General features: G+C 70.4%; 28 protein-coding genes. 16 read left to right on the top strand and 12 right to left on the bottom strand.

The window, feature by feature from the left end; translation table 11 throughout:
- Nucleotides 1-111: 111 nt before the first annotated feature.
- Nucleotides 112-969 carry a SigE family RNA polymerase sigma factor gene (locus tag P2Q00_RS26915; RefSeq protein ID WP_425579602.1) on the bottom strand — a complete coding sequence of 286 codons (858 nt, stop codon included), beginning with the start codon at nucleotides 967-969 and terminating at the stop codon, nucleotides 112-114.
- 57 nt (nucleotides 970-1,026) lie between these two features.
- Between P2Q00_RS26915 and P2Q00_RS26910 the strand changes: the two genes are divergently transcribed.
- Complete coding sequence (locus tag P2Q00_RS26910) at nucleotides 1,027-2,877, top strand: cell division protein PerM (RefSeq protein ID WP_275775390.1); 1,851 nt, start codon at nucleotides 1,027-1,029, stop codon at nucleotides 2,875-2,877.
- A 48-nt stretch (nucleotides 2,878-2,925) separates the two neighbouring features.
- Here the strand turns inward: P2Q00_RS26910 and P2Q00_RS26905 are convergent, their stop codons facing one another.
- A complete protein-coding gene (locus P2Q00_RS26905; RefSeq protein WP_275775389.1) occupies nucleotides 2,926-3,708 on the bottom strand; it encodes a hypothetical protein in 783 nt (260 codons plus the stop codon).
- Nucleotides 3,709-3,996: 288 nt separating this feature from the next.
- Here P2Q00_RS26905 and purN point away from each other — a divergent pair, with 288 nt between their 5' ends.
- Together purN and purH are read left to right on the top strand one after the other, a co-directional pair.
- Complete coding sequence (gene purN, locus P2Q00_RS26900) at nucleotides 3,997-4,626, top strand: phosphoribosylglycinamide formyltransferase (protein ID WP_275775388.1); 630 nt, start codon at nucleotides 3,997-3,999, stop codon at nucleotides 4,624-4,626.
- On the top strand, nucleotides 4,623-6,188 hold the full coding sequence (gene purH / locus P2Q00_RS26895) for a bifunctional phosphoribosylaminoimidazolecarboxamide formyltransferase/IMP cyclohydrolase (RefSeq protein WP_275775387.1): 1,566 nt from the start codon (nucleotides 4,623-4,625) through the stop codon (nucleotides 6,186-6,188). Before purN ends, purH begins: the two co-directional genes overlap by 4 nt.
- An 82-nt stretch (nucleotides 6,189-6,270) precedes the next feature.
- Here purH and P2Q00_RS26890 read toward each other — a convergent pair whose 3' ends face one another.
- On the bottom strand, nucleotides 6,271-6,660 hold the full coding sequence (locus P2Q00_RS26890) for a hypothetical protein (protein WP_275775385.1): 390 nt from the start codon (nucleotides 6,658-6,660) through the stop codon (nucleotides 6,271-6,273).
- Between the two features lie 172 nt (nucleotides 6,661-6,832).
- On the opposite strand from P2Q00_RS26890, the gene P2Q00_RS26885 reads away from it, so the two are divergent.
- Together P2Q00_RS26885 and P2Q00_RS26880 are read left to right on the top strand one after the other, a co-directional pair.
- On the top strand, nucleotides 6,833-7,294 hold the full coding sequence (locus P2Q00_RS26885; protein WP_275775383.1) for a hypothetical protein: 462 nt from the start codon (nucleotides 6,833-6,835) through the stop codon (nucleotides 7,292-7,294).
- 53 nt (nucleotides 7,295-7,347) lie between these two features.
- The gene (locus tag P2Q00_RS26880; protein WP_275775381.1) at nucleotides 7,348-8,073 is read left to right on the top strand and encodes a glycoside hydrolase family 16 protein; all 726 of its coding nucleotides are present in this window, start codon (nucleotides 7,348-7,350) and stop codon (nucleotides 8,071-8,073) included.
- A gap of 18 nt (nucleotides 8,074-8,091) precedes the next feature.
- Here P2Q00_RS26880 and P2Q00_RS26875 read toward each other — a convergent pair whose 3' ends face one another.
- From P2Q00_RS26875 to P2Q00_RS26865, 3 genes are all read right to left on the bottom strand, one after another.
- The gene (locus P2Q00_RS26875) at nucleotides 8,092-9,750 is read right to left on the bottom strand and encodes a serine/threonine-protein kinase (RefSeq protein WP_275775379.1); all 1,659 of its coding nucleotides are present in this window, start codon (nucleotides 9,748-9,750) and stop codon (nucleotides 8,092-8,094) included.
- Between the two features lie 82 nt (nucleotides 9,751-9,832).
- A complete protein-coding gene (locus P2Q00_RS26870) occupies nucleotides 9,833-10,216 on the bottom strand; it encodes an ATP-binding protein (protein ID WP_275775378.1) in 384 nt (127 codons plus the stop codon).
- A complete protein-coding gene (locus tag P2Q00_RS26865) occupies nucleotides 10,213-10,422 on the bottom strand; it encodes a hypothetical protein (protein WP_275775376.1) in 210 nt (69 codons plus the stop codon). Before P2Q00_RS26865 ends, P2Q00_RS26870 begins: the two co-directional genes overlap by 4 nt.
- Before the next feature lie 121 nt (nucleotides 10,423-10,543).
- Here P2Q00_RS26865 and P2Q00_RS26860 point away from each other — a divergent pair, with 121 nt between their 5' ends.
- Nucleotides 10,544-11,398 carry a helix-turn-helix domain-containing protein gene (locus tag P2Q00_RS26860; protein WP_275775374.1) on the top strand — a complete coding sequence of 285 codons (855 nt, stop codon included), beginning with the start codon at nucleotides 10,544-10,546 and terminating at the stop codon, nucleotides 11,396-11,398.
- A complete protein-coding gene (locus tag P2Q00_RS26855) occupies nucleotides 11,376-11,609 on the top strand; it encodes a DUF397 domain-containing protein (RefSeq protein ID WP_275775372.1) in 234 nt (77 codons plus the stop codon). The genes P2Q00_RS26860 and P2Q00_RS26855 overlap by 23 nt, the downstream gene beginning before the upstream one ends.
- Nucleotides 11,610-11,620: 11 nt before the next feature.
- Here the strand turns inward: P2Q00_RS26855 and P2Q00_RS26850 are convergent, their stop codons facing one another.
- From P2Q00_RS26850 to P2Q00_RS26830, 5 genes are all read right to left on the bottom strand, one after another.
- The gene (locus P2Q00_RS26850; RefSeq protein WP_275775370.1) at nucleotides 11,621-12,121 is read right to left on the bottom strand and encodes a hypothetical protein; all 501 of its coding nucleotides are present in this window, start codon (nucleotides 12,119-12,121) and stop codon (nucleotides 11,621-11,623) included.
- A gap of 98 nt (nucleotides 12,122-12,219) precedes the next feature.
- Nucleotides 12,220-13,785 (bottom strand): serine/threonine-protein kinase, encoded by a 1,566-nt coding sequence (locus P2Q00_RS26845; protein WP_275775369.1) that lies wholly within the window; start codon nucleotides 13,783-13,785, stop codon nucleotides 12,220-12,222.
- A complete protein-coding gene (locus tag P2Q00_RS26840) occupies nucleotides 13,782-14,528 on the bottom strand; it encodes an FHA domain-containing protein (protein WP_275775367.1) in 747 nt (248 codons plus the stop codon). Before P2Q00_RS26840 ends, P2Q00_RS26845 begins: the two co-directional genes overlap by 4 nt.
- Before the next feature lie 131 nt (nucleotides 14,529-14,659).
- Nucleotides 14,660-15,190 (bottom strand): hypothetical protein, encoded by a 531-nt coding sequence (locus P2Q00_RS26835; protein WP_275775366.1) that lies wholly within the window; start codon nucleotides 15,188-15,190, stop codon nucleotides 14,660-14,662.
- A 37-nt stretch (nucleotides 15,191-15,227) separates the two neighbouring features.
- Nucleotides 15,228-15,836: an RDD family protein gene (locus P2Q00_RS26830; RefSeq protein WP_275775364.1), complete on the bottom strand. Its 609-nt coding sequence runs from the start codon at nucleotides 15,834-15,836 to the stop codon at nucleotides 15,228-15,230.
- A gap of 257 nt (nucleotides 15,837-16,093) precedes the next feature.
- On the opposite strand from P2Q00_RS26830, the gene P2Q00_RS26825 reads away from it, so the two are divergent.
- From P2Q00_RS26825 to P2Q00_RS26800, 6 genes are all read left to right on the top strand, one after another.
- Complete coding sequence (locus P2Q00_RS26825; RefSeq protein WP_275775363.1) at nucleotides 16,094-16,948, top strand: bifunctional methylenetetrahydrofolate dehydrogenase/methenyltetrahydrofolate cyclohydrolase; 855 nt, start codon at nucleotides 16,094-16,096, stop codon at nucleotides 16,946-16,948.
- A 22-nt stretch (nucleotides 16,949-16,970) separates the two neighbouring features.
- Complete coding sequence (locus tag P2Q00_RS26820) at nucleotides 16,971-17,438, top strand: DUF3017 domain-containing protein (protein ID WP_338059344.1); 468 nt, start codon at nucleotides 16,971-16,973, stop codon at nucleotides 17,436-17,438.
- A 214-nt stretch (nucleotides 17,439-17,652) separates the two neighbouring features.
- Entirely contained in the window at nucleotides 17,653-18,126 is a 474-nt protein-coding gene (locus P2Q00_RS26815; RefSeq protein ID WP_275775361.1) for a helix-turn-helix domain-containing protein, read from the top strand.
- Between the two features lie 377 nt (nucleotides 18,127-18,503).
- Nucleotides 18,504-19,748, top strand: coding sequence for a helix-turn-helix domain-containing protein (locus P2Q00_RS26810; RefSeq protein ID WP_275775360.1), 1,245 nt, complete (start codon nucleotides 18,504-18,506; stop codon nucleotides 19,746-19,748).
- Between the two features lie 334 nt (nucleotides 19,749-20,082).
- Nucleotides 20,083-21,072 carry a malate dehydrogenase gene (locus P2Q00_RS26805; RefSeq protein ID WP_275775359.1) on the top strand — a complete coding sequence of 330 codons (990 nt, stop codon included), beginning with the start codon at nucleotides 20,083-20,085 and terminating at the stop codon, nucleotides 21,070-21,072.
- A 144-nt stretch (nucleotides 21,073-21,216) separates the two neighbouring features.
- On the top strand, nucleotides 21,217-22,095 hold the full coding sequence (locus tag P2Q00_RS26800) for a serine/threonine kinase C-terminal domain-containing protein (RefSeq protein WP_275775358.1): 879 nt from the start codon (nucleotides 21,217-21,219) through the stop codon (nucleotides 22,093-22,095).
- Nucleotides 22,096-22,192: 97 nt separating this feature from the next.
- Here P2Q00_RS26800 and P2Q00_RS26795 read toward each other — a convergent pair whose 3' ends face one another.
- Nucleotides 22,193-23,131: a helix-turn-helix domain-containing GNAT family N-acetyltransferase gene (locus P2Q00_RS26795; protein ID WP_275775357.1), complete on the bottom strand. Its 939-nt coding sequence runs from the start codon at nucleotides 23,129-23,131 to the stop codon at nucleotides 22,193-22,195.
- 139 nt (nucleotides 23,132-23,270) lie between these two features.
- Here P2Q00_RS26795 and P2Q00_RS26790 point away from each other — a divergent pair, with 139 nt between their 5' ends.
- The 3 genes from P2Q00_RS26790 to P2Q00_RS26780 are packed head-to-tail and all read left to right on the top strand — an operon-like array spanning nucleotide 23,271 to nucleotide 26,410.
- A complete protein-coding gene (locus P2Q00_RS26790) occupies nucleotides 23,271-24,998 on the top strand; it encodes an AbeC-like domain-containing protein (protein WP_275775356.1) in 1,728 nt (575 codons plus the stop codon).
- On the top strand, nucleotides 24,988-25,353 hold the full coding sequence (locus tag P2Q00_RS26785) for a hypothetical protein (protein ID WP_275775355.1): 366 nt from the start codon (nucleotides 24,988-24,990) through the stop codon (nucleotides 25,351-25,353). Before P2Q00_RS26790 ends, P2Q00_RS26785 begins: the two co-directional genes overlap by 11 nt.
- Before the next feature lie 10 nt (nucleotides 25,354-25,363).
- Complete coding sequence (locus P2Q00_RS26780) at nucleotides 25,364-26,410, top strand: serine/threonine kinase C-terminal domain-containing protein (protein WP_275775354.1); 1,047 nt, start codon at nucleotides 25,364-25,366, stop codon at nucleotides 26,408-26,410.
- Nucleotides 26,411-26,507: the final 97 nt, after the last annotated feature.

The following is a 26,507-nucleotide window of genomic DNA, read 5'->3' as shown; positions in this document are numbered from 1 at the left end:
CCCGGGTGGGGGCGGGCCCACCGGCGTTTTCGCTTGCCCGCGCTGGCGGGGTGCCGCCTGCGCCCACCCGTGCCGCCCCAGCGGCACGACTGCCCGCAGGCTACGCGGGGGCTATTGCGTCTGTGGCACGAGCCGTTCCGGGCCGTGTGCCGTCGCCCCGCGCAGCTTCGCCCGCAGCTGTGCCTCTGCCTGTGACAGCGCACCCAGGGCGACCCGTGGCGGGACTCCCTGCACTATCGCGCCCGGTGGTACCGGGGGCTCGTAGTGCGTCGGGGCCGTCCGCAGGGCCAGCGCCGTTGTCCCGATCAGGGCCGCCGTGAAGGCGATGGCGGCCCGCGTCCAGAAGCGTGTCTTGCGCTCGCCGCCCCTGCGCACCGTCAGTGATTTGGGTGCGTGCAGCCGCTCGGCGGAGGCCAGTTCGGCCAGACGGCGGTTCAGGGCGGACGGGTCGGCGAGCTCCGGCAGGCGCGCGGCGACCGCCTCGCGCGCGTGCAGCAGCCGGTGGGCCGCCGCCGGAGTGCTCGCCTCCGCCTCGGCCGCCGTCTCCGGCAGATCGAGGCCGACACCGTCGTAGAGCAGCAGTGCCCGGCGATACGACGGCGGGAGTTCCAGGAGTACGCCCAGCAGCGCGCGGTCGCACCGGTCGGTGAGCGGTGGCTCGCGGCGGCGCAGGAGCGGGCGGAACTCGTGCCAGGGGGAGAGCGCGTACTCGTACGCCGTCGCCCGCACCCACCCCGCCGGGTCCCGGTCGACGGCCACCTCGGGCCAGCGCTGCCAGGCGAGTTGGAAGGCCCGCTCGACCGATTCACGCGCCAGCAGGCGCCGCCCGGTGAGCAGGAACGTCTGCCGTACGAGGGCGGGGGCGCAGAACGCGTACAGCGCGTCGAAGGCCTGAGCGGGTGTCAGGGGAGCGACCTGATCCTGCGTCACGGTGCGCCCTTCCGTGGGAAAAAGTACATAAACGTATATTGAGCGACACTTCGGAGGTTTGCCTGTTACGACGAGAAAGCGCGTGTCGTTGGGAGCATGGCGGTCGTGATCCAGATGAGCACCGCCCGCCGGCCTCCGTTGTCGTACCTGCGCACCCGGCTGCGTACCCGGATGCGCGACCGATCGCCGGGGATGGGCGCCGGCGTGACGGCCGGTGCGGTGGCCGCCGGGCTGGGGCTCGGGGCGATCACCGTGATGGTGATGGTGTTCTGGATCAGCTCGCCGTACCCCGACAGCGGGCCGGCCGGTGCGCTGCATGTCGCCGCGGCCCTGTGGCTGCTGGCGCACGGCGCCGAACTGCTGCGCACCGACTCGCTCTCCGGTGTCCCCGCTCCGGTGGGTGTCACGCCGCTGCTGCTGATGGTGGTGCCGGTGCTGCTGCTGCACCGGGCGGCACGGGACGTGGTCTACGGCGGTGAGGACGAGGCCGACGTGCCACTCCTGTCCGGCCGTACGGCCTGGGCGGGCGTCGTCCTCGGCTACCTCGGCGTCGGCGCGGCCGCCGCGCTGTACACCTCGGGCGGCGAGCTGCGGCTCTCGTGGGGGCGGGCCGTGCTGTGCCTCCCGTTGCTCGTCATGGTGATGGCGGGGGCCGGGGTGTGGACGGCGTACGGGCATCCGCGCGGGGCGTTCGACGGTGTGCTGAAGCTGCTGCCGGGCGGGGTGCGGCGGTTCGTCCGCGGGCCGGAGCCCCGCACCCGTCTGGGCGCTGCGGCGCGGGCCGCGGGGGCGGGGGCGGCGGTGCTCGTCGGGGGCGGGGCGGTGCTGGTGGCCGTGTCGCTGGTGTGGCACGGCGGGCTGGCGCGGGTGTCCTTCCTGCAGCTGACGGAGGGCTGGTCGGGTCGTTTCGCCGTGCTGTTCCTCTGCCTGGTGCTGGTGCCGAACGCGGCGGTCTGGGGGGCGGCTTACGCCCTCGGGCCGGGGTTCGTGCTGGGCACGGGGCATGTGGTGGATCAGCTGTCCTCGGCCCCGGCGCCGCTCCTGCCACCGTTTCCGCTGCTGGCCGCGGTGCCGGACGCGGGGGCCGCGGCGTGGCCGAACTGGGTCGCGGGAGCGGTGCCGCTGGCGGCCGGGCTGGTGGTGGGCTGGTTTGTGGGCGCGGCGGAAGCGGGCGCAGCATCCTCCGGTACGACGTCCGGCGCATCCCCCGTCACATCCTCCGGTGCATCACTTGATGCAGCTCCCGGTGCGTCAGGTGCCCGGCAGGCCGCCGGTACCGCCGCGTTGGCGGCGCTGCTGTGCGGGGCCGGAATGGCCGTACTCGCGGCGATGGCGGGCGGGCGGCTGGGGGTCGGCCAGCTTGCCCGGTTCGGGCCGGTGTGGTGGGAGACGGGGGGCGCGACGCTCGTCTGGACGGCCGTTGCGGCGATTCCGACGGCAGTGTGCGTGCGGGCCTGGCGGGGCATGGCGAGTCGGCGACGCCGGGCGGCCGGAGGGCCCGGGCCGAACACCCTGGAGCTGACGCAGAAGACCACGGCGCCGATGCCGAAGATCGTGGAGCCGAGGCCGGAGGCCGTGGCGCCCGGGTCGGAAGAGCCGAAGGGCAAGGGCCGTCGCCGCAGGAAGTCGGCTTCCGGCAGGGCATGGTTCGGGCTCCGGAAGCGGTCCGGCGGCAAGGAGGGGGCGCCGAAGGCGGCGGACGCCGGAAGGCCGCCCGTGCCCTACAACCAGGACGACCAGGACGACGCGTACGACGCGCTCCGCGACCAGGAGGAAGCGGGGTTCGGGCCGTACGACTTCCTGCCCGCCGAGCCGTCGCCCCAGCCGCAGGCTCCATGGCCCGGCGACGCCACCCGCGAGTCCCGCTGGGCGGCGCTGAAGGACGCGTCCGATCAGCCGCGGACGCCTGAGGCGCCGGACGTACCGGACGCGCCGGACCTGCCATGACCGCCGACCGTGCCGCCAGGGCGGCCGGTCGTCAGCCGCTCCCGTCCGTCAGCCGTTGGTCCCCAGCAACCCCCGCAGCTCCTTCGGCAGAAGCTGACTGCAGGACTGCTTCGCCTGGTTCGTGAGGGCGTCGTTCGTGCAGGTGTAGTAGTCGCTGTAAACCATCTGCGCAGTGAAGCTTGCGGCGACCAGGGCGATGGCCAGGGAGGCCGTCACCAGGCCGGTCACCGCCGCCGTCGCCTGCGGGCGGCCGCCCGGGTCGCCCGCGTGCTCGGAGGCGCCGGCCTTGGTGGCGCGCAGGGCGCTCACCCCCCAGTACAGGGCGAGGGCGCCCAACAGCAGGGCCACGTAAGGCCAGCTGAAGAGCGCGAAGAAGAAGGCCCACATGCCGCACAGCAGGGCATAGCGGGCGCGGCGCTGGGCGGGGTCCGTCGGGTCCCAGCGCATGCCGGAGCCCTGGTTGTTGTTGCCGCCCTGACCCTCGGGGCTGGGGGGCGGACCGCCGGGGCGCTCGCCGAAGCCGCCGGGGGAGCGGCCCGGCTGGCGGTCGCTCCACTGGCTGCCCCAGGGGGAACCGGCGCCGCCCGATCCGTCGCCGTTCTCCCCGTCGGCCGGGCGGCGTGGCCGCCACGGGCGGTCCGGTGTGCCTTCCGGCGGCGGGGCGAAGGGGTTGTCGTCCTGGGTGCCGCCGCTCTGCTCGTCGCCGGGCTTCTTGTCCGAAGGTGCGTCGGGAGGCGAGGCGGGCCGCTCCCGCAGCAGGACGGCGCCACGCTTCCCTCCCTGCACGGACTGCGGAGGGAGTGTGAGGAGTCGCAGGCTGCGGTCCGACATCAAGTGAGCGTCTTCCCCTTGGTGAACGACTGATCCGGAATGAGCTGTCACTTGGTGAACGCACCGCACCACCACCGCGTTCCCCGGCCAGCTCCCCCCAGACGCTACCTTCCGGCCACGCCCCCGTCCCGTGGGGGCTGTCCGGTGTGCCGGTATCGTTGCTGACGGTCGGCCGCTTCGTAGACTTCCCCGTATCCCGGGGTGCGATGCATTCGTACGAATGTACAAGGCGCAGCAGTGCAAAGCACCGGCCGCTCGAAGACCGCTCCCCCGAGAAAGGGCCCCACCGTGGCCGCCAAGCCCGTGGTCAAGCGCCTCGTCGTGCTGGTCTCCGGATCAGGCACCAACCTGCAGGCGCTCCTCGACGAGATCGCGGCCACCGGCATCGAGGCCTACGGCGCCGAGATCGTGGCCGTCGGCGCCGACCGCGACGGCATCGAGGGCCTCGCACGCGCGGAGCTCGCAGGGCTGCCGACCTTCGTGACGAAGGTCAAGGACTACGGGACCCGCGAGGAGTGGGATGCCGCCCTCACCGAGGCCGTCTCCTCCCATGAGCCCGATCTGGTCGTCTCCGCCGGGTTCATGAAGATCGTGGGCAAGGAGTTCCTGGCCCGCTACGGCGGCCGGTTCGTGAATACGCACCCTGCCCTCCTCCCCAGTTTTCCGGGAGCCCACGGTGTGCGCGACGCGCTCGCGTACGGCGCCAGGGTCACCGGCTGCACCGTCCACTTCGTCGACGACGGCGTCGACACCGGGCCGATCATCGCTCAGGGCGCGGTGGAGGTCCGGGACGAGGACGACGAGAGCGCTCTGCACGAGCGCATCAAGGAAGTCGAGCGAAGGCTGCTCGTGGATGTCGTGGGGCGGCTCGCCCGCAACGGCTATCGCATTGAGGGACGAAAGGTAGTTATCCAGTGACCGCCGAGAGCAACAAGCGGCCCCTTCGCAGGGCGCTCGTCAGCGTCTACGACAAAACGGGCCTCGAAGACCTCGCACGCGGCCTGCACGAGGCGGGCGTGGAGCTCGTCTCCACCGGGTCCACCGCCGGCCGTATCGCCGCCGCGGGCGTCCCCGTCACCAAGGTCGAGGAACTCACCGGCTTCCCCGAGTGCCTGGACGGCCGGGTCAAGACCCTGCACCCCAAGGTGCACGCGGGCATCCTCGCCGACCTGCGCCTGGAGAGCCACCGCGAGCAGCTGGCCGAGCTGGGTGTGGCCCCGTTCGACCTGGTCGTGGTCAACCTCTACCCCTTCCGCGAGACCGTCGCCTCGGGGGCGTCCCCCGACGAGTGCGTCGAGCAGATCGACATCGGCGGCCCGTCGATGGTCCGCGCGGCCGCCAAGAACCACCCGTCGGTCGCGGTGGTCACCAGCCCGGCCCGCTACGCCGACGTGCTCGCCGCCGTCCAGGACGGCGGCTTCGACCTGGCCACCCGCAAGCGGCTGGCGGCGGAGGCCTTCCGTCACACGGCCGAGTACGACATCGCGGTCGCGAGCTGGTTCGCGTCGGCCTACGCGCCCGCCGACGACTCCCAGTTCCCCGAGTTCATCGCGGCGGCGCTGGAGCGCAAGAGCACCCTGCGCTACGGCGAGAACCCGCACCAGCCCGCCGCGCTCTACGTCGACGGCACGGGCGTCGGTCTCGCCGAGGCCGAGCAGCTGCACGGCAAGGAGATGTCGTACAACAACTACACGGACACGGACGCCGCCCGCCGTGCCGCGTACGATCACGACGAGCCGGCCGTGGCGATCATCAAGCACGCCAACCCGTGCGGTATCGCGACCGGTTCGGACGTCGCCGAGGCCCACCGCAAGGCGCACGCGTGCGACCCGCTGTCGGCGTTCGGCGGCGTCATCGCCGTGAACCGCCCGGTCTCGAAGGAGATGGCCGAGCAGGTCGCCGAGATCTTCACCGAGGTCATCGTCGCGCCCGACTACGAGGACGGCGCCCTCGAAGCCCTCGCCAAGAAGAAGAACATCCGCGTCCTCAAGGCCCCGGCAGCGCCCTCCCACCCGGCCGAGGTCAAGCCCATCGACGGCGGCGCACTCCTCCAGGTGACGGACCGCCTCCAGGCGGACGGCGACAACCCGGCCAACTGGACGCTGGCCACCGGCGAGGCGCTGTCCGCCGACGAACTGGCGGAGCTGTCCTTCGCCTGGAAGGCCTGCCGCGCGGTGAAGTCCAACGCGATCCTCCTCGCCAAGGACGGCGCCTCCGTCGGCGTCGGCATGGGCCAGGTCAACCGCGTCGACTCCGCGAAGCTCGCCGTCGAACGGGCCGGCGCCGAGCGCGCCCAGGGCTCGTACGCCGCCTCGGACGCGTTCTTCCCCTTCCCGGACGGCCTGGAGATCCTGATCGAGGCCGGCGTCAAGGCCGTGGTCCAGCCGGGCGGTTCGGTCCGCGACGAGCTGGTGGTCGAGGCCGCGAAGAAGGCGGGCGTGACGATGTACTTCACGGGGACTCGGCACTTCTTCCACTGACGGGTCGGTTGTCCGTCCTGGAATTTGGAATGACGGCGCCCCGCACAGTTCCGGCTGTGCGGGGCGCCGTCGCGTCTGCTGATCAGCTCCCTTGGCGCTGAGCGACGTAAGCCGCCGCCTTCGAAGCGCAGTTGACCCGCGGATCCCCGGCGGGCACCCAGGCCTCCAGTTTCTGCAGGACGCTGAATTCGTCCTCGTCGGTGGCGCCCTTCTTCTTCAGGGATTTCAGCGTTGTGTCGACGACCGTTGCCAGGTGGGAGACGTCCTCTTTGCAGCGCGGTGCCAGTGCGGAGAGGACCTGCTGGTACTGGTCGGCGGGGCGGAGATTGCCGTCGAGGGCGGCCAGTTTCTGGTCCGGGCCGGGTGGGGCCGACGGGTGGGTGGACGGGCTGGGACTCGACGCAGGTTTCGCGGCCGCAGTCGAGGTGTCGTTCGTGTCGGTGTTGCTGGATCCGCAGGCTGTGGCGGCCATCAGTAGGGGAGCTGCGAGCAGCGCCCCCACGGCGACAGCGGTCTTTCTTCTCTTGCTCAGCGGCTTCTTTGGTGCCGGAACGCGTTGTAGGTTCATGATCCCCCTGTCAGCAGGCCCGCGCCCCGGTCCCGGGCGCGGCATCGGGACCGTACAGCATGGAGAGACAGCGGGTATGGCGGAGACGAGACCGGTGTGGTCCGGGCGTGAGTTGCCGGTGTTCTTCCGGCGGTGGCGCGCCGAGTGGAAGGACGAGGAGCTTTCCCCCTCCAACTACCTCGACTTCGAGGGCGGCCTGCGTTTTGTCCTGGCTGCGGCCTGGCTGTTCTGTCCCGAGACGGTCGAGTACCGCGGTTGCGTGTTCCTGAAGGAGAACTTCTGCCAGGGCACGGTCGACAACTGGTTCACGAGTCTGGGCGATGATCGGGGACGAATCGAAGCGGTCGTCAATCAGGTCAGTTTGCGGGATGTCTTCATCAACACTTCCCGGTCAGACGACGATCAGCTCAGGGAGGACCTTCTGGACATCCCCGGCCGTCTTGGACTTCGGCTAGGTGTCTTCAACTCCAGAAGCCAGGATTCGCCCCGCACCCCCGCATCTTGTCAAACATTGAACGGACTCCTACAGTCCGGTTGATAGAGAAGTGGGGGAGCGCTCCCACTCCATGTCATCCGAGCGATGGAGCTTCGATGTCGTCTGCACTTCTCCGGCCGGGACGCCTGATAGTTGCCGCCCTGGCGGCGCTGTCACTGCTTCTCCTGGGACAGCCGCAAGCCCACGCGGCGTCCTGGGGAGCCGCCCAGACCATCAACTCGTGGAACACGATCAACGGACGGTGGACCGCCAACAACGAGCTGGAGACCTACACCCCCGACTGCGTCTGGTACGAGGGCAACACCCTCGTCATCAAGACCTACAAGTCGGGCGGCACGTACTATTCGGGCCGCGTGGAGTCCAAGGCGCTCTATGGCTACGGCACCTACAGCTTCACTGCGAACATGCCCAACGGCCAAGGCCTCCTGCCCGCGGTATGGGCGGCCTACCTGAATCCGTGGCTGCCCGAGTTCGACGCCGCCGAAATCGTCGGCCAGAACGCGAACACCGTTTACCAGACCTCCCACGATGCCAACAACGCCCAGACCCAGTTCTCGAAGACAAATGCTGCGGGCTGGACCAATGCGTACCACACGTACTCGTTCACCTGGTGGCCCGATCACATCGACTTCGCGGTGGACGGCACCATCACCGGCACCAAGTGGTACACCACTGCCCCGGGGGTCGGGATGCACTTCATCGTCAACACCGCCGTCGGCGGCGACTGGCCGGGCAACCCCAATGACTCGACCTGGGCCACAGGAGACGGTGCGAGGTATCTGAAGGTCTCCTCGATCACGTACACCCCGTACTTTCCGTAAGGGTTCCGCTTCAGGACCTCAGGTCGAACTGCGCAGTGCCGCCCACGTGTTGGGCCCCACCTGGCCGTCGACCTCCAGTCCCTTGGCCGTCTGGAAGCTTCGTACCGCCGTGTCCGTGTCCTTGCCGAAGTCGCCGTCCACGCCTGAACTGCCCACGCTGTAGCCGCGTTTCGTCAGCATGCACTGGACCTGTACGACTCGTTGGCCGCGGTCGCCGAGTTGGGTTTGTTCGGTGCCGGAGTAGTAGGTGCAGTCGGTGAGCCAGGGGGGTTTTGCCGGGGCGGGAGTCGACGTAGAGGGGGTGGGGGTCGGAGTGCCGGGTGTCTTGGAGGTGGGGTGGGGAGTGGGGCTGGTGCTTTGTGTGCCGTTGCTGGACGAGGAAGGGGTGGCGGAGGCGCCCGTGTCGACCAGCTGCCCCTGTCCCTTCGGCTTCTCCTGCCCCTTCTCCTGCGGCTTCTTGGAGGGCGAGGAGGGCCCGGCGCCGTCGTCGGCCGTGCCGGCGGTGGAGGCGGCGCCTGTGATGGCGTCGGAGGACGACGGGCGGGTGAGCAGGAAGGCGGTTGCGGCGACGGCGCACACCGCGAGTACGGCGGCGAGGGCGGCGTACGGCCGCCTGCGACGCCGGGCCGGTGCGGCCGGCGGGGGCACCGGTAGAACCGGAGTCACCGGTGGGCCGAACCCCGGTCCTGCCGCCGGGTACGTCACCCGCTCGGTCGGTGTCTGCTCGCCCGGTACGGGGCCGGCCCGGAGTGCGTCGTACGCCTGCTGTCGGGCGCGGAGGCGGCTGCCCAGAGGCTCCTGCCAGAAGATGGCCCGCGGGTGCGTGGCGGCGGCGTCGATGAGGTCCTGGGGGCCGGGGCGTAGTGCGGGGTCCTTGTCGAGGCAGGCGGTGAGGAGGGCCGACAGGGCGGGGTCGGCTGCCGATACGTTCGCCATGACCTCGGTGTTCGGTTGCTCCGAGGCGATGCGGTGCAGGACGTCCATGCCGGTGCCGTCGCCGAACGGGGCGTGTCCGGTGAGCGCGTGGACGACCGTGCTGGCGCAGCAGAACACGTCCGACGCCGTGTCGCAGCGGCCGTCCCTGAGGTATTCCGGGGACATGAAGGCCGGGGTGCCCACCCTGCTGCCCGTGGACGTGATCGCGCTGGCGTCGACCGCCTGCGCGATGCCGAAGTCGATTACGTGCGCACCCTGTTGGGTGAGTAGGACGTTTGATGGCTTGAAGTCTCGGTGCACGATCCCTACGGCCGCCAGTGCGGCGAGTGCCCGGCCGAGATCCCCGATGAGCCGCCATACCCCGGGCGGTGCGATTACGCCGTGATCCTGTACGGCCTCTGCCAGGTTGAGGCCCGGCAGGTACGCCGTTGCCATCCACAGCAGCTCGTTGTCGGCCTCGAATCCCGTACCGAAGAGCTCCGGCGTGTACGGCGCGCCCACGCGCGCGTGCACGGTCGCCTCCCGCTCGAAACGGCGCCGGAAGCGCGGGTCCTCGGCCAGTTCGGGCCGGACCACCTTTACCGCGGCCAGCCCCGGCGTTCCGTCGCCGTGCCGCGCCAGGTAGACCCGGCCCATGCCGCCGCTGCCCAGCAGTCCCAACGGTACGTACGGCCCGACGCGCACCGGATCGGTCGGCCGTAGCGGCCGCGCGCAGGTCTGTGCGAGGGCGGCGTCTGACATGGATCGGTCCCCCGACGTGTTCACTTCACTCTCGACCTCGGTCACACCAACGTGCCCTGTGGCAACTCTGGTTGACGAGAGACTACCGGGTGAGCAACTCGCACCACACCGTCTTGCCGTCCGCCCTGTGCTCCACGCCCCAGCGCAGGGCGAGTGCGTCGAGGAGGAACAGTCCGCGGCCGGACTCCTCGTCTGCACCGGCGTGGCGTACTACGAGCCAGGAGTGCGGCTCGGGGTCCGTGACTTCGATGCGGGTGCGGCGGCCGTCGGTGGCTCTTGTCACCTTCAGGGTCGTGAACGTGCCTTCGCCTACGTGTCGGATCACGTTCGTCAGCAACTCGGCCACGCAGAGCTCGACTTCGGGGCACGGTGCGCCGCCCAGATACTCGCGGACCATTCGGCGCGCCTCCGGTACGGCCTTGGGCAGTGCGATCAGGTCGAGCTTGAGCCCGTCCTGCGTACTCACTCGCCTGTCGCTTTACGCAGGGCGGCCGTCAGGGCTTGCGCGGTTGCCGTGTTGCAGTTGCCAAGCGCGATGAGGGGCGGTGCGTTGAGTGGCCTTGCGTAGGTCGGGAGGTCGATCCCGAGTGAGGGGAGCGTGATGCCGTGCGCCGCCAGTGCGGTGCGGAGCTGGTGGACGCAGGTTGTGGCCTCGTCGTCGTGGGGGTGCATCCGGGTACGCCTCCGTGAGCGTTGCGTTCTGTGAGGAATTGCTCACAGCGTGGCGTCAGGGTGCGTACCGTAAAAGGGGTTTGGGTTGCGCGCGGTAACTAGTGAAGGGCGGTGGTGCGTTGTGCCTCCCAAGAAGGATCCCGACGCTTCGGTGAGCGTTCCCTGCTTCTATGGCGCTGAGTTGCGCTACAGGAGGGAGCAAGCGGGGCTGACGCTGGAGCAGTTGGTGGAGGGCAGCTTCCGGGGGCTCTCGTTCCTCAGTCAGATCGAGCGGGGGGAGCGGGGCATGCCAATCGATCTGGCCCGGCATGTGGACCAGAAGCTGGGCACGGACGGGTTTTTCGAGCGGCGGTGTGAAGACGTCGCCAAGGCGCGGCAGGTGGGGCATCCGCTGTACTTCGCGGATGTGCCGGACCTGGAGAAGCAGGCGGTGACGTTGGAGGAGTGGGGGCCCAATGTCATTCCTGGGCTTCTTCAGACGACGGCGTACATGCGAGGTCTCATTCGGTACGGCTCACCGTGGACGCCGCCGAAGACGGTCGAAGAGCGCGTCCACGCCCGGATGGCGCGTGCGGAGCTGTGGAAGCGCGAGGACCGGCCCGCCTACTGGGGGATCCTGCGTGAGTCGGTCATCCGGAACACGCCGCTCCCATTGGGGGCGATGGCCGAGCAGTTGGAGCACATCTGCGAGGTGATCCGGTCCACGCAGAGCATTCTGCAGATCGTCCCGGAAACGACCCCCTGGCACGCCCTCGGACATGGCATGGCCAAGATCATGACCTTCGCTGATGCCCCGCCACTGGTGTGGACGGAAGGGAATTTCGATGGGCAGATCGTCGATTACCCGGCCCAGGTCAAGGAGTACCGGCGTAGGTACGATCTGCTCAGGGCCGTCGCACTCTCACCCGAGGCGTCCCTGGCTCTGTTGGAAGAAGCAGCGAGGACGTGCAGAAATGAAGCACAGCAAGGGGATTGACCTGAGCTCCGTCGCCTGGCGCAAGAGCAGCTACAGCGACGAGGAGGGCGCCGATTGCGTAGAAATCGCCGACCTCCCCGGCACCGTCCCAGTCCGCGACTCCAAGAACCCGGCGGGCCCCATACTCCTCGTCCCCACCCCCGCCTGGACAGCATTCATCGGCGGTCTCCAGCCCTCCCCCGAGGGAGCTGGAGACCGCCGGGCCTGTTAGATCAGGTCAGGTCAGCAGGGACGCAGGGAGTAGATCGGGTCCCAGCTCGCCGTGCCCGCCTCGTACGCCGTGGACGTCCAGCGGGTGCTGCCGTCCTGGTTGTAGAAGCTGGCGACCGTGCCGGGCGTCTGGTTGTTGGTGAACGGGCCGTCGCCGGTCCAGTTGTTCACGGTCCAGGTCTGGCACTTGTAGAAGTCGAACTTGGTGCCCTTGACGATCATGCACAGATGGCCGTAGTCGCAGGCCAGGTCCTGGGCGCCGAGCTTGCCCTTCGGGGCGCGGGTGAGGCTCAGGCCGTCGTACTTGACCTCCTTGGCGGACACCGAGAGGGCCTTCGGGTGGCCTGCGAGCACCTGGTCGGCGGTCTGCTGGAGGCTGTTGACGCGGATGCCGTCCGGCGTCGACGTCACTCGGGTGCCGTCCGGGGTGTCGGCCGCGGTGGCCGCGACCGTGGAGCCGGCGAGCAGGGCGGTGGCCGCGAGGAGCAGTGCGGCGGGCTTGGTGATGTTCACGTTCGTTCCCCCATGAACTCTGGTGGTCGTTCCGCCGTGGCGGAGTGGTACCACCGTGCCGCCGACGCCCGCCGGCCGGTACCTCGGAAGTCTCAGGGTCACCAACTCCCGGGCGGGGTGTACTCCTTGAGGTACTGGGTGAGCCGCTTGCAGTAGTCGCGGTATTCGGGGGGAATACCGCGCACTGCATTCACCCGCTTGTACGAGGTCCGGTACGCGGCGGCGATCAGCACCCGCTTGTCGCCGGGCAGTCCGGGTGTCAGCTGCGGCTCGATGTAGCAGAGGTAGTGGCCGAGGGCCGTGATCGAGTCGGGGACGGAGAGGGGTGGCTTGGGGATCGATTTGACCGGCTGGCCGTCGGGCCGGATCCACCAGCGCAGGAGTCTCGGGGTCCAGCGTGCGATGCCGTACTCGTCCTTGCCGGGGTCGGAGAGCTTCGGGTCGAAGTTGCTCTCCGCCTTGAGCATGGCCGCGATGAGCGCGGGTGTGACGTCCTGCTGGGTGCAGTCGTGAGCCGCCTTGACGATCATCGGGCGGTAGACGGCCGGGACGCCCTTGTCGGTGCGGAGTTCGGCGGAGCCGTCGGTGGCGGACTTCGCGGTTGGGGAGCTGCTGCGGGCGGCCGGGGTGTCGCCGCCCGTGTCCGCCCAGGTGCTGATGCCGTAGCCGAGCGCCGCGATCGCGACGGTGGCGGCCGTCGCGCTCGCGATCACCGTCGAGCGGCGTCTGCGGCGCGGAAGCAGCGGAAACAGGCGGGGGAGGCGCGGCGAGCGCGTCGTGCCGGCCGCCGCTTCGACCCGTCGCAACAGTACGTCCGTATCGACCCGATCCGCGTGTGTACGGGAGAGGCAGGCGCGGACGATCTCCCGCCAGGCGTCCGGGAGTTCGGGGGAGAGGCGCAGCTCGTCGGTGCCGCGGGCGTAGGCGACGGCCGCGTCGCGGCGGGTGGTGGGGGTGGCGCCGGGGAGGGGGAAGGAGTCGGTCAGGACCAGGTGGGCCAGGACGCCGAAGGCCCAGACGTCGGCGGAGGGGCGGATCTGGCGGCCGCGTGCGCCGATCTCCGACCAGAGGAGTTCGGGCGGGGTGTAGTCGGGGGTGGAGAAGGCGGGGGTGTACGCGTGCGTGCCCTCCAGTTCCGCGGCCATGTTGAAGTCGGCGAGGCGGGCCGAACCGTCCTTCATCAGGAGGACGTTGGCCGGTTTGAGGTCGCCGTGCACCCAGCCTGCGCGGTGCAGTTGGGCCAGGCCCTCGCAGATCTGGGCGAGGAGTGCCGGTCCGGCGTCCGGGCGGGGGGCGGCGGACAGCAGGGCCGACAGGGAGCGTTCCGCCTTTTCCAGTACGAGGACGGTGGCGCCGTCCAGCGTGGGGCGGGACGGGTCGTCGACGGTGAGGGTGTCGTACATCCGGATCAGGCGCGGCTGCTTGAGGCGTCGGTGCAACTCGACCTCGCGGTCGATGAGTTCGCGCAGGTGGGTGAGTTGGCGGGGGGTGCCCGTGCCCGTGGGCAGGAACTTGAGGGCGGCCGTGCGGGGGAGGTCGGGCGAGTCGACGGTGCGCCGGGCCTCGTAGACGCTGCCGAAGGCGCCTGTCGCGATCGGGTCCCGTACCTCCCAGGCGCCGACCCGGTACCCCTTGGGCACCGGCACGGCGTAGGGCTCGGTCACCGGACCGCCCGGCCGGACGGGGAGGGTGCGAGGACGACCAGGTCGTCCTCGCGGACGAGGTCGAAGCGGAGCGCGAGGGAGACCAGCGACTCCTTCTTGCCGTTGAGGCGCGGGCCCGTGTCCGCCTCCTCCGGGCCGGGCTTCAGGCGCAGCTTCACCGCCAGGTAGTCGATGTTCCACTGCACCGAAGTGCGGGATGCGGCGGGCCAGTTGGGGCGCAGGCGGTCGACGACCTGGTCCACCGTGGGGAGAGGGGCGTGCGGTTCGCCTCGTAGACGGGGCTCGCAGAGAGCGGCCAGGACCGCGAAATAGCGCTTGGTGCGGTCGACGGAGAAGGCGGGAGCGGTGGTGGTGCCGTCGAGACCGCCCTCGGAGTGGAGGTAGTCGTGGCGGGGCGCCCACACCTCTATGGCCAGGAGGTCCCCGGCCGCCGGCAGTACGATCCGCGAGAACTCGAAGGGGACGGGGGCGTCGAGGCGGCCCGGGCCGACCTTCATGTGCTCGCCGGCGCCCTCCGGGTTCTCCACTACGTACGTCTGCTCGCCGCTGAGGTTGCTCAGTATCCAGAAGGCGCCCTGCGCGGTGATCTCACCGGCCCTGCGGGAGACGCCCTTGTGCGGGATCTCCACATCGCAGTCGGCGCTGCGCCCGAAGGTCAGTCGCTCGCCGGGCGCGAGCTTGAGCTGGGTGCGAGTGGACTGGTTCTCCGTGGTCGGCGGAGGTACCACGATGATGCTGTACAAGGTGCTTCTCCCGTGCCTGCCGGCTACCCACGCCAGAGTAGGGCGACGCACCAGGGCCGTGTCCCCCTCGGAAGGGGAGACACGGCCCTTGGCGATTTATTGGCGCGAACTGTTCAGTGGCGCGAGGCGGTTCACTGGCGTGCGCGATTGAACCAGGCGGTTCCGTTCGCATTGCCGGCGAACACGGCTATCAGAATGCCGAGAACCGTGTGGAGAAGGCCCACGACGACGAAGGGGTAGATGCCCAGCATCGCGGTGATGACGCCGAAGACGATGGCCGTGATCCGGACACGGTTGCCGCCGTCGCTGAACTTCAACGCCAGCACGGCCGCGAACACCGCCCAGGCCAGCGCGAACACCACCAACGCCCACAGCGCGCCGGTCGAGTACTCCTTGAGCTTCTCGAAGGAGGCCTCGTTCTCGGCGCCGGCGCTCGACGTCCTCCGAAGGACCCCGGCGATGAAAGCGAACAGGGCCACACCCATGAGCTGCAGAGGGACGATCACCCACAGGAACACACGGCCCGCGCTCACGCTGCCCGGCATCGTCGTCATGACGGGAGCGCCGCCGTAGGGGCCCATCGGGGGAGCCGTGGGATAGCCGTAGCCCGGCTGTTGGCCCTGTTGCGGGCCGTAGGGGTTGTTGGGGCCGCCGAAACTCATGGGGGGTGTTCCTCCGTGAAATGGGGTGGAGCAGCGCTCAGTTCGTACGGATCACGATGGTCGAGCACACCTTGTCGGCGAACGTCTGACGCTTGGGGTCCCAAGCCGGCCACAGCCAGCCGATGTAGCAGGCGAGGCTGTCCAGGAAGTGCGCCAGCCGGCGGACGAAGGCAAAGCCGACGCCGAGGGGCTGCCCGTCGATCTCCTTCACCAGGCGGATGCCGAGCGCCTGCTTGCCGACCGTCTGGCCGGTGCGGCCCTCCCGGATCAGCTGCCAGATCGCGATGCCGATGGCGGCGACGTAGCCGATGCCCACCAGAGCCCAGATCTTGGTGCCCCCGCCTATGCCAATGATGATGTAGGCGGGCACGAACACGAGGATGTCCACGAGGGTGCCGAGGAAACGCTGACCCCAGCTCGCGTACGGGGGCTGCATCCCGTAACCCGGCTGCTGCGGGTAGCCGTAGCCGGCCGGGGCCTGGGGCGCCTGCGGGTAGCCGTAGCCCGGCTGCTGCGGCACGCCCTGCGGGGGCTGCTGCGGGTAGCCGTAGGGCTGCTGGCCGCCCTGCTGCGGGTAGCCGTAGCCGGGCTGCTGCGGCGGCTGCTGGGGCTGACCGTAAGGGTTGTTCGGGTCGCCGAAACTCATGGCGGGATTCCTCCGTTGCACACATGGGGACGTTGCGGAAATATGCGGAGGAACGTCACGATCAAAGCGGTATGCCCCCCGAACATCGGCCGCGATACAGCGCCTTACATCGTTCTCGGAGGGGCGAGGCATTGTCCAGCCGCGGGCAGGATGTGTTGTGCAAGTGCAACATCTCTGATCATGGCCGGATACGAGCCGTGGCGTCCGGAAGGGCCCCGGATTGGAACCGGGGGGCGGTCATCCGCGAGGATGGGGTCATGACCGCCCAGATTCTCGATGGCAAGGCCACCGCAGCCGCGATCAAGTCCGATCTGACCGCCCGCGTGGCGGCGCTGAAGGAGAAGGGCATCACGCCCGGCCTCGGCACGATCCTCGTCGGGAACGACCCCGGCAGCCAGAAGTACGTCGCCGGCAAGCACCGCGACTGCGCCCAGGTCGGCATCGCCTCCATCCAGCGCGAACTGCCGGACACGGCGACGCAGGAGGAGATCGAGGCGGTCGTACGGGAGCTCAACGAGGACCCGGCGTGCACCGGCTATATCGTCCAGCTGCCGCTGCCCAAGGGCATCGACGAGAACCGGATCCTGGAGCTGATGGACCCGGACAAGGACGCCGACGGACTCCACCCGATGAACCTCGGGCGGCTCGTGCTGAACGAGCCCGCCCCGCTGCCCTGCACCCCCAACGGCGTCCTCACCCTCCTCCGTCGCTACGGCGTGGAGATCAAGGGCGCCGAGGTCGTGGTCGTCGGCCGCGGTGTCACCATCGGCCGCCCGATGCCGCTGCTGCTGACCCGGCGGAGCGAGAACGCGACGGTGACCCAGTGCCACACCGGCACCCGGGACCTGTCGTCGCACCTCAAGCGCGCGGACATCATCGTCGCGGCTGCCGGTTCCGCCCATCTGGTCCGTCCCGAGGACGTCAAGCCGGGCGCGGCCGTCCTCGACGTCGGCGTCTCGCGCAGCGCCGAGGGCAAGATCGTGGGCGATGTCCACCCGGGTGTCGCCGAGGTCGCGGGCTGGATCTCGCCGAACCCCGGCGGAGTCGGCCCGATGACCCGTGCCCAGCTGCTCGTCAATGTGGTGGAGGCGGCGGAGCGCAGTGCCGGCTGAGGCGAGGCGCCAGGAGGGCGATGTGAAGGACCCCGAGGAGCAGGCCGAGGAAACCGTCCGCGACGCGATCAGCGCGCCCGACGCCGAGGGCAGGCCGCGCCGTGCCACCCGGCGCTTCCCGCTGTTCACCAAGGACACCGCACGTCCCGAGGGCGGCGGCCGGGCCGCCCGCGGCGACGCCCCCGCGCCCGCCCGGCAGTGGCCGATCCTCGCCGTCCTCGGCCTGGTCGGGCTCGGCCTGCTGCTGACCGCGCTCGACGTCTTCCGGGTCGGCACCCTGCTGATCGGCATCGCCCTGGTGGCGGGGGCCGTGCTGCGCTGGGTCGTGCCCGACGTCGGCATGCTCGCCGTACGCTCCCGCTTCACGGACATCGTCACGTACGCCGGGCTGGGCCTGGCCATCGTGCTGCTGGCGATGATGGTGCAGCCGCACCCGTTGCTGCAGATTCCGTTCCTGAAGGACACGCTGCATTTCACGGTGAGCAGTTAGTTCGGCTGCGGCGTCGTCGTGGCTGGTCGCGCAGTTCCCCGCGCCCCTGTCGGGGCGCTGCCGGAACCCTCTGCGACGACGGTCCGTCCTCTCCCCCGAGCAAGGACGGGCCGGCGCCGAGCTGTGGCACGGAGGTGACCGTTCCGCAGCGCGGGAACCATCGGGCGGCCGGCGTCGTCACCTGCTCAGACCAAGTGAACTCTGGAGGTGGGCGATGAGCGGCTGGCAGCCGCTGCCGGACGATCTGCCGCCGGAGGTGCGGCACTTCGTGGAGCAGCTGCGGCTCCTCAAGGACCGTACGGGGCTCAGCCTCGTCTCGCTCGGCGCCCGCACCGCGTACAGCAAGTCCTCCTGGCACCGCTACCTCAACGCCACCCAGCCCCCGCCCCGGCAGGCGGTCACCGCCCTGTGCCGGATCGCGGGGCTCGCCGACACCGAGGCCGAGCGCTTCAGCGTGCGCTGGGAACTGGCGGTCCAGGCCTGGCCACGGCCGGCGAAATCCGCCGGTGAGGCCGGTGAATCCGGTGACGCGAGCGCGCCCGAGTACGAGGACGACCCGACCCTGCCCTGGTGGGACGCCCCCGAGGAGAACCGTCGGCGGCCGGGCGGGCGGTTGCTGCTGGGCGCCGTACTGCTGCTGCTCCTCATGCTGGTGATCGCGGTCGTGGGCGTCCTGACGCTCGGGTGAGTTGCCGGGTGGGTTGCCCCTGGGTGGGGTGAATGCGCCCGTGGCGGGTGGGGATGTCCGTGTGTGCCTGCGGTGTCGATGTATTGACAAGTTTGCGGATTTGACACGGGGTTGTTCGACGGGAGGGCTAGCGTGGGCGGGTCCGGCCGGGCGGTGGAGGGGCCGTCGGTGGGACACTGGACCGCGGCCGGATCGGCGTGCAACGGTGCATGCCGAGTGGCCCCAACGCTCCCGTGCGCCCCCATCCCGGGAACTGAGATCCTTACTGGGCGCATCCCTGTGGGTAGCCAGAACGGGCACCACGCGCGGGGGAATCGCGAGGAATACCAGCACCAACCGGGGGGAAGAGGGGGGAAGCAATGCCTCGTTGGAGGGCCTTGCCGGACGAACTCGATCCGCAGGTCAGGGAGTTTGCGAGCCAGCTGCGCCGGCTCGTGGACCGCAGCGGCCTGAGCATCGCGTCGGTGGCCGACCGCACGGGCTACAGCAAGACGTCCTGGGAGCGGTATCTGAACGGCCGGCTGCTCGCGCCCAAGGGCGCGATCGTCGCGCTGGCCGAGGTCACGGGCACCAACCCGATCCATCTGACGACCATGTGGGAGCTCGCCGAACGGGCCTGGAGCCGTTCGGAGATGCGCCACGACATGACCATGGAGGCCATCCGCATCTCCCAGGCGCGTGCCGCGCTCGGGGAGTTCGGGGCGCCTCCCGCCAATGCCAAGGGGAGCGGCAAGGCAAGCAGCAAGGGCAGTACGACGGCCCGCAGGTCCGGCAGCGCGACGGCGACGCCGGGGATCGCGGGACCGGCGGGAGTGGCACCGACGGTGCCGCCGCAGCCGACGAGCCCGGATGCACGGGACGCGGCGGGGGCGGTGCGGGAGAGCGGCGCGGCGCCCAGCGCGGGCGCGCCCTCCGCGGAGGCGCCGGAGAGCTCCTCCGGCGCCAACTCGTGGGGGCTCGCCGGGTACAAGGGGCCGTCGCCGGCCGGGTCGCGTACGCCCGGAGCCGCGGCACCGGCGCCGCGGCCGGCATCCGACGGTTCCGGCTGGACTCCGGAGACGCCGAGCCGGTTCGGCGAGCCGCCGCAGGGCCCGCGGCCCGCTGGGAGCTCCTCGTCCGGCGGCGGCAGGCGGAAGCTGACGATGTTCCTCGCGGGGCTCGTCGGCGTGCTGGTCGTGATAGCCGGGGTGTTCTACCTGACCGACAACGGCGGCGGCAAGAAGAACGAGGGCAAGAACGCCTCGCCGTCGCCCTCGGTCAGCTCCGTCGACCTTCCGGCGGGCGTGAAGTGCAGCGGCGCCTCCTGCACCGGCAAGGACGCGGAGGCCATGGGCTGCACCAAGGACACCGCCGCGGTGACGACCGCCAAGACCGCCGTCGTAGGCACGACCACGGTCGAGGTGCGGTACAGCAAGACGTGCGGCGCCGCGTGGGGCCGTATCACCGCGGCCGCGCAGGGCGACTCGGTGCAGGTGACCGCGGGCAAGGCCAAGGAGCGTAGCGACAGCATCGCCCAGGCCGGCGACACCATCGCGTACACCCCGATGGTCGCCGTGAAGGACGCGGGTGAGGCGAAGGCCTGCGCGACGCTGGCGACGGGGCGGAAGGGCTGCACGCCGTAGCAGTTGGTGGAAGAAGGGGGCGGCCGCCCGTCGTCCGGGAGAGGAGAGACTGAGGCGGCCGCCGATGGGGGGTACCGACCGTGCCGGACTCCCGTGGGGGTACGGTTCGCGTGCCCGGGATGCGGGCGACTATTCATGCCACTTCAATTTCTTTTCGAGCTGGTTCGCTCGCCGGATCACTCTGTGGGCCGGGCCACACGGACCCGGACGTCCGGGATCCCGGATGCGCGATAGCCTGAGCGGTGGATCTCTTGACGCCAAGAGATCGATCATTTGTACGTCCCGCACCCCGGGGCAGTGCCGCCCCACCGCCAGCTGTCATACGGAGAACGCCATGACCCGCACTCCCGTGAACGTCACCGTCACCGGCGCGGCCGGCCAGATCGGTTACGCCCTGCTCTTCCGCATCGCCTCCGGCCAGCTGCTCGGCGCGGACGTGCCGGTCAAGCTGCGTCTCCTGGAGATCACCCCGGCGCTCAAGGCCGCCGAGGGCACGGCGATGGAGCTCGACGACTGCGCCTTCCCGCTCCTGCAGGGCATCGACATCACGGACGACCCGAACGTCGCCTTCGACGGCACCAACGTCGCCCTCCTCGTGGGCGCCCGCCCGCGCACCAAGGGCATGGAGCGCGGCGACCTGCTCTCCGCCAACGGCGGCATCTTCAAGCCGCAGGGCAAGGCGATCAACGACAACGCCGCGGACGACATCAAGGTCCTCGTCGTCGGCAACCCGGCCAACACCAACGCGCTGATCGCGCAGGCGGCGGCCCCGGACGTACCGGCCGAGCGCTTCACGGCCATGACCCGCCTGGACCACAACCGTGCGCTGACCCAGCTCGCGAAGAAGACGGGCTCGACGGTCGCCGACATCAAGCGCCTGACGATCTGGGGCAACCACTCCGCCACCCAGTACCCGGACATCTTCCACGCCACGGTCGCCGGCAAGAACGCCGCCGAGGTAGTGAACGACGAGCAGTGGCTCGCCGACGACTTCATCCCGACCGTCGCCAAGCGCGGCGCCGCGATCATCGAGGCCCGTGGCGCGTCCTCCGCCGCCTCCGCCGCCAACGCCGCCATCGACCACGTGTACACGTGGGTCAACGGCACCGCGGACGGCGACTGGACCTCCATGGGCATCCCGTCGGACGGCTCCTACGGCGTCCCGGAGGGCCTGATCTCCTCCTTCCCCGTCACCACCAAGGGCGGCCAGTACGAGATCGTCCAGGGCCTGGACATCAACGAGTTCTCCCGCGCCCGCATCGACGCGTCGGTGAAGGAGCTGGAGGAGGAGCGCGAGGCGGTCCGCGGTCTCGGCCTCATCTGAGCCCGCGGCTGACGCCGGGTCTTCACGGCTCTGTCACGGACCTGCACGGGCCCCGTTCCGGTTTCCTTCCGGAACGGGGCCCGTTCCCTTTTTCGCCGCTACCGTCGGAACAGGTACCCGGTGGGGTGATTCGGGGGGTTCGCGATGAGCGGATGGGACGGCTACAGCTCCGGTTCCGGAGCGGGACACGAGCCGAGCGAGGACAGAGGCCAGGCGGCCTGGAACGCCCAGCAGCCGCCGCCCGACTGGGCCTCGGCGGAGACGCAGGTCAACGCGACGCCGCCCTGGTCGGCCCCGCCGCCCGCCCCGTACCCTCACCCTCCCGTCCCGCGCCGCCGTACCGGCCTTCTGCTGGCTGCGCTCACCGCGGCGGTCGTCCTCGGCGCGGGCCTGGGTGCGGGCATCTGGCTCGTCGTCCGCGACCACTCGACCGGCACAGGGGCCACGCCCGCTGCGAGCATCAGCGTCACGGCCACCACGACCCCACCGCAGAGCCCGACGCCCACCCCTACCTCCACACCCACCGCGTCCGCCTCGCTCCTGGCGTCCTCGTCCCCCTCGGCCGGCTACCGCCGCGCCCAGGACCCCGTCGGCTACGGGATCGACGTCCCCCAGGGCTGGAACCGCCGCCAGAAGCAAGGCCAGTTGGCGCCCGTCGTCTACTACGACGCCCCCGCCGATGGCCGCCGGCTGCAGATCTTCCAGGTCTCCGAGTCGACCCCGTACGAGTCCCTGACCCTCGCGGAGACCGACCCCGGTTACGGCTTCTCGCAGCAGCCCGGATACCGGGTCATCGAGCGCGACCGCGGCGACACCTGGGCCGAGCTGTCGTATCGATACGACTCCGACGAACAAGGGGACAAGGGCGCACGCCAGGTCATCGACCACCGCTTCCGGGCCGCCGATGGCACGCTGTACGCGATCCGCTCCAGCGGCCCCGGGAACCTGGACCCCGAACTGGTGCGGGAGCCCCTCGCCATGGCGGTGCGGTCCTTCTGCCCGGCGGGGGCCGACTGCTCGTAGACCCTGAGGGAGTTGCTGGCTGCGTGGCCAGGGGGTGCCTGGTGTTGTTTGTCGGCCGCGGCGCCGTCGTGGCTGGTCGCGCAGTTCCCCGCGCCCCTTAAAAAAGGGGGGTGTCCAGCCGTTTTTCGAACCAGTGGGCGGCGTAGACGTGGTCGACGTACGCCGGGATCTCCGTGTAGCCGCTTGCCCGGTACATCGCCTGCGCCTCGGTGAGGGTCGCGTGTGTGTCCAGGCGTACGACGGTGCAGCCGTGCTCGGCCGCCGCCTGCTCCAGTGCGGTGAGGATCCGGCGGGCCAGGCCGAGGCGCCGGGCTTCCGGGTGTACCCACACATGTCGGATCTCGCCCACCCCCGGCTCCAGGCGACGCAGCGCGCCGCAGCCCACCGGGTGGCTCTCCTCGTATGCCACGAAGAACGCGCCCGCTTCCCCGGACACCTCCTCCGGGGCCACCAGGTCCGACTTGTCGAAGCCCTCGGGGAAGCGTTCGTCGATGTCGGCGGCGTATGCGTCCAGGCAGGCGCGGGCGTCCGGGGAGGCGCCGTCGACGAGTTCGACTGTGATGGCGGCCAGGCGCAGGAGGCGCTGTGACGTGGTCATCGCCTCGATCAGCTGCGTGCGTTGGCCGGGGGCGAGGGTGTCCAGCAGGCCTGCCGCGAGCGCGTTGGCCCGGCGGTTCTGCTCCTTGACCTCGACGCGGCCGGCGGGCGTCGGCTCGATCATGCGCAGCCGGTTGTCCTCCGGGTGGACGCTGAGCCGGACCAGGCCCTGCGCCTGAAGCGCCTTGGCCATCCGGCTGAGGTATCCGGCGTCGAGTCCGAGGCGGCTCCTGAGTTCCCGGAGGGACACCCCGCCCGGTTGCTCGGCGATCTCGAACAGCAGCCGGGCCTCGCCGAGCGGGCGGTCCTGGCCGAGGTAGTGGTCGTCCAGCGCGCCGATGCGGCGCGTGAAGTAGCGGTTGAAGCGACGGAGGGCCGCCACCTGCTCCGTCGACACCGGCTCCGGCTCCGGCTCCGGCTCCGTATGTCCTGGCTCCATAAATCTTTGACTCTAGTCAAAGAATTGGCGAGGGTCCATACCTTGGTATTCCGCTTCCCTGCTCCCACCGGCCCCTCTATGCTGATGGTTTGTCAACTGAACGTCTGACAACGGCATTTCCACGCATCGGGGGATTCGCGTGAGCACCGCGCCACCTGCAGTACCGCCCACTCCGCCGCACGCCAGCGAGGCCAGTCGGCTGCTGTGCGCCGGCACCTATCTGGATTCCGCTTACCGCGACCGCGTCATCGAGGAACTGCATCTCAACGAGCAGCGGATCGTGGCGCCCTCGCTCGGCTTCGACGCCGCCCGCGTCCTCGCCCACGCCCTGCGCGCCCGTCGCCAGGAGTTGCTGTGGGCCGGGGCGATCATCGGCCTCTGGGTGGTCGGCACGGCGCTCAGCGGCGGTCTGCTGATCCTCTTCGTGCTGCCCAGCGTGGCGCTCGCCATCGCCCCCTGGGTCAGGGGCCGCGCCGAGCAGCCGCCCCTGTACCGCCGTATCGCCGCGTTCCTGGTCCGCTGGTGGGGCCGTGCGTTCTTTGCGACGGTGCTGGTCCTCACCGTCCTCGCGGCGTTCGGCTCGGGCTCGGACGAGAGCTCGCCGTACGGCTCGTACGACTCCTCGTACGACTCCAGCTATGCGGACTCGCCGAGCTTCAGCGACGTGTTCTCGCCGAGCAGCATCAGCGGCGCGATCAAGCCGTGGCAGGCCTGGCTCGCGCTCGCCGTGTTCGCGCTGATCGCGTGGTGCGTGCACGTCCAGCGCAACCAGTTCAGCCGGGCGCTGGCCGCCGAGCTCTCCCCGCAGCGCTTCCCGGACGCCGCGAGCGACCCCGCCGAGCAGGCCGAGAACCCCCGCTTCCAGCGGCTGAAGCAGCGCATCCGTGTCGAGCAGCACGCGCCGCTGGTCATGTATCACGAGGTGCGTCCGTTCTGCGGGGCCGGAGCGGCCTACGACACCTGGGTGCTGGCCGTCGAACTGCGGCCGGACGAGCTGAAGCAGCAGCGGCCGCTCAGCAACCGCACGGTCCTGGAGGCGGTCCGGCCGCTGCTCGAACAGCTCCGCATTCCGGCCGAGTACGCGGGCCCCGGCGTTCGCGACCGGCTGCGCTGGCTGGAGATCGACGAGTGCGTGTTCCTGCCGGTCGAGGGACTGCTCACCCGGGACCAGGCGCCGTACACCCCCCAGGCCTTCGAGGACCACCGGACGCGGGCGGTCGAGGAGGGCGCCGAGAAGCGGCGGCACTTCCTGCGCATCCGCGTCGGCGGCTGGGAGGAGGAGCTGGTCGTCACGGTCTTCGTGCGCATCCACACCCAGGGCCGGATGCTGATGCTGGAGATAGCGCCGCATGTGCTGACGCCGGTGCGGACGGACTTCAAGGACGCCGACCGTACGGCGCACCGGTTCCGCAACAACAACGTGCTCGGCAAGGCGGCGGGCGCCGTCGTCCTGGTGCCCGCGTCGGCCGGGCGCTCGCTGGCCCAGTTGGGCCGCGGCCTGGTGTACGTGTGGCGGCTGCTGACCGGCGGGTACGCGGGCGCGCTGCCCGACGGGCCGGCGCTGTCGGTGCGCGAACTGGGCTCGGTGGCCGCCGGCTCGCTCTTCCAGGAGATGGACGTGGCGCGCTACCTGAAGAGCGTGCAGGACCGCGTCGCCAACGGGGTGCGGGCGGCGCTCGCCGAAGCCGGTTACGAAACCGGGGAGTTCATGCAGAAGGTCGTGAACATCAGCAACGGCGACGTGCACATCGGCAACATCTCGGGCAGCAACAACAACGTCGCTGCCGGTATGCAGAACTCCGCCTCGTCCTCGAATGCCTCGGGCGGCACCGCGCCGCAGAAGGGAGCCGACAGCAATGGCCAGTGAAGACCAGGGCATCAATATCGGCGACATCTCCGGCAGCAACAACAACGTGGCCGCCGGGAGCAACGCGCACGCCGAGAGCCATGTGCACCACGGCACGGGGACACAGCCGGACGAGGCCACCCGGCAACTCCTGGAAGCGGTACGGCAGTTGCGGGACGATCTGCGGCGGGTGAACAGCAGCGAGCAGACGGTCGCGCTGGGCGCGGCGCTCGCCGAGACGGAGACCGAGATCACCCGCACCGGCCAGGCGGGGCCGACGCGCCGCCAGCGCCTGCGCGAACTGCTCGCCGACTCCCAGGCCCTGGTCACCTTCCTCTCCTCCGCCGGCGCCGTGGCCGGCCTCCTGGGGCGGTGAGCGGGACGCGATGAGCGGGGGACAGCGGTACTGGAACGATGACACCCAGCGCTGGGAGGACGGTCCGGGCAGCGGCCCGGCGGCCACGCCCACGCTGCCGACGCCACCGCCGGTGGCGGAGGGGCCGCCGGTCACTGATCCGCCTCCGGCCGCCCCGGCCTACCCCGCGCCCCCGACGTCGACTCCCGCGGTGCGGACGCAGCAGGGCTGGCCCGGTGGCGGTGCGGACAGCACCTGGCACGGCCCAGGCGCCGAGGGAACCGTGCCGGAGTGGTCGAGCGGTGCCTCCTGGCCGCCGGTCGAGCCGCTCCCCGTACCTGCCCCCGGCCCCGCCGGTGGGCTGAACCGTCGGCTCGTCTGGTCCGTGGTCGTCGGTGCCGCCGTGGTCGGGGTCGCCGTGAGTCTCGTACTGACCCTGGTGGTCGGGAAGGGTGGCGGGCCGGGGAAGAAGCCGGTGGCGGCGGGTTCCGTCACGTCCTCCGCCTCCGCATCGCCGGACCTGTCGCAGTCGCCGTCCGTCGAGGACACGGGGTCGCCGTCCCCCTCGGTCTCGGCCTCCGCGCCGCCCGCGGGCTATGAGCTGCGCAACGACACGGAGGGGTTCCGGATCGCGATACCGGAGGGTTGGTCGCGCGACAGCGTCGATTCGCAGTACGGGATTGCGGTGGTCAGCTACCGCAGCCCCGACCGGGAGCACCGGCTGCAGGTGTACCAGGTGGCGGAGGCGTCGCCCGAGGACTCCTTCCAGCTGTATCTGTCCGACCAGACCAAGAAGCCCGCCGGTTTCAAGAAGCTCGATCTGCAGAAGCTCGACGACGGCGAGTTCACCGGCTCACGGCTGGAGTATCTGGCCGACACCATCAAGGGCGAGCCCGACGTCGGCACCTGGCACGTCTACGACGAGCGCTTCGTCGCAGCGGACGGCAACATCTACGCCATCGCCTCCTACGGCCCCGACTCCGACGGCCGCGACGACGAGCTCAGCTACCTCACCACGGCGCTGGACTGGTTCTGCCCGCCCTATACGACCTGCGACGCGGACGCCGGGATCGACTGATCACTCCGCCGCACTTTTCTTCCTGTTTGTCCGCATCTTCAGTGATGCAGCGCACTTTCGGTCATGGATTGCGCATGCATCCCGGGGGCGAGGGCAT

Origin of the sequence: Streptomyces coacervatus (assembly GCF_029223485.1) — a bacterium.
GTDB classification, from domain to species: Bacteria; Actinomycetota; Actinomycetes; order Streptomycetales; family Streptomycetaceae; genus Streptomyces; species Streptomyces coacervatus.
This window is presented reverse-complemented; position numbering and strand designations above follow the sequence as displayed.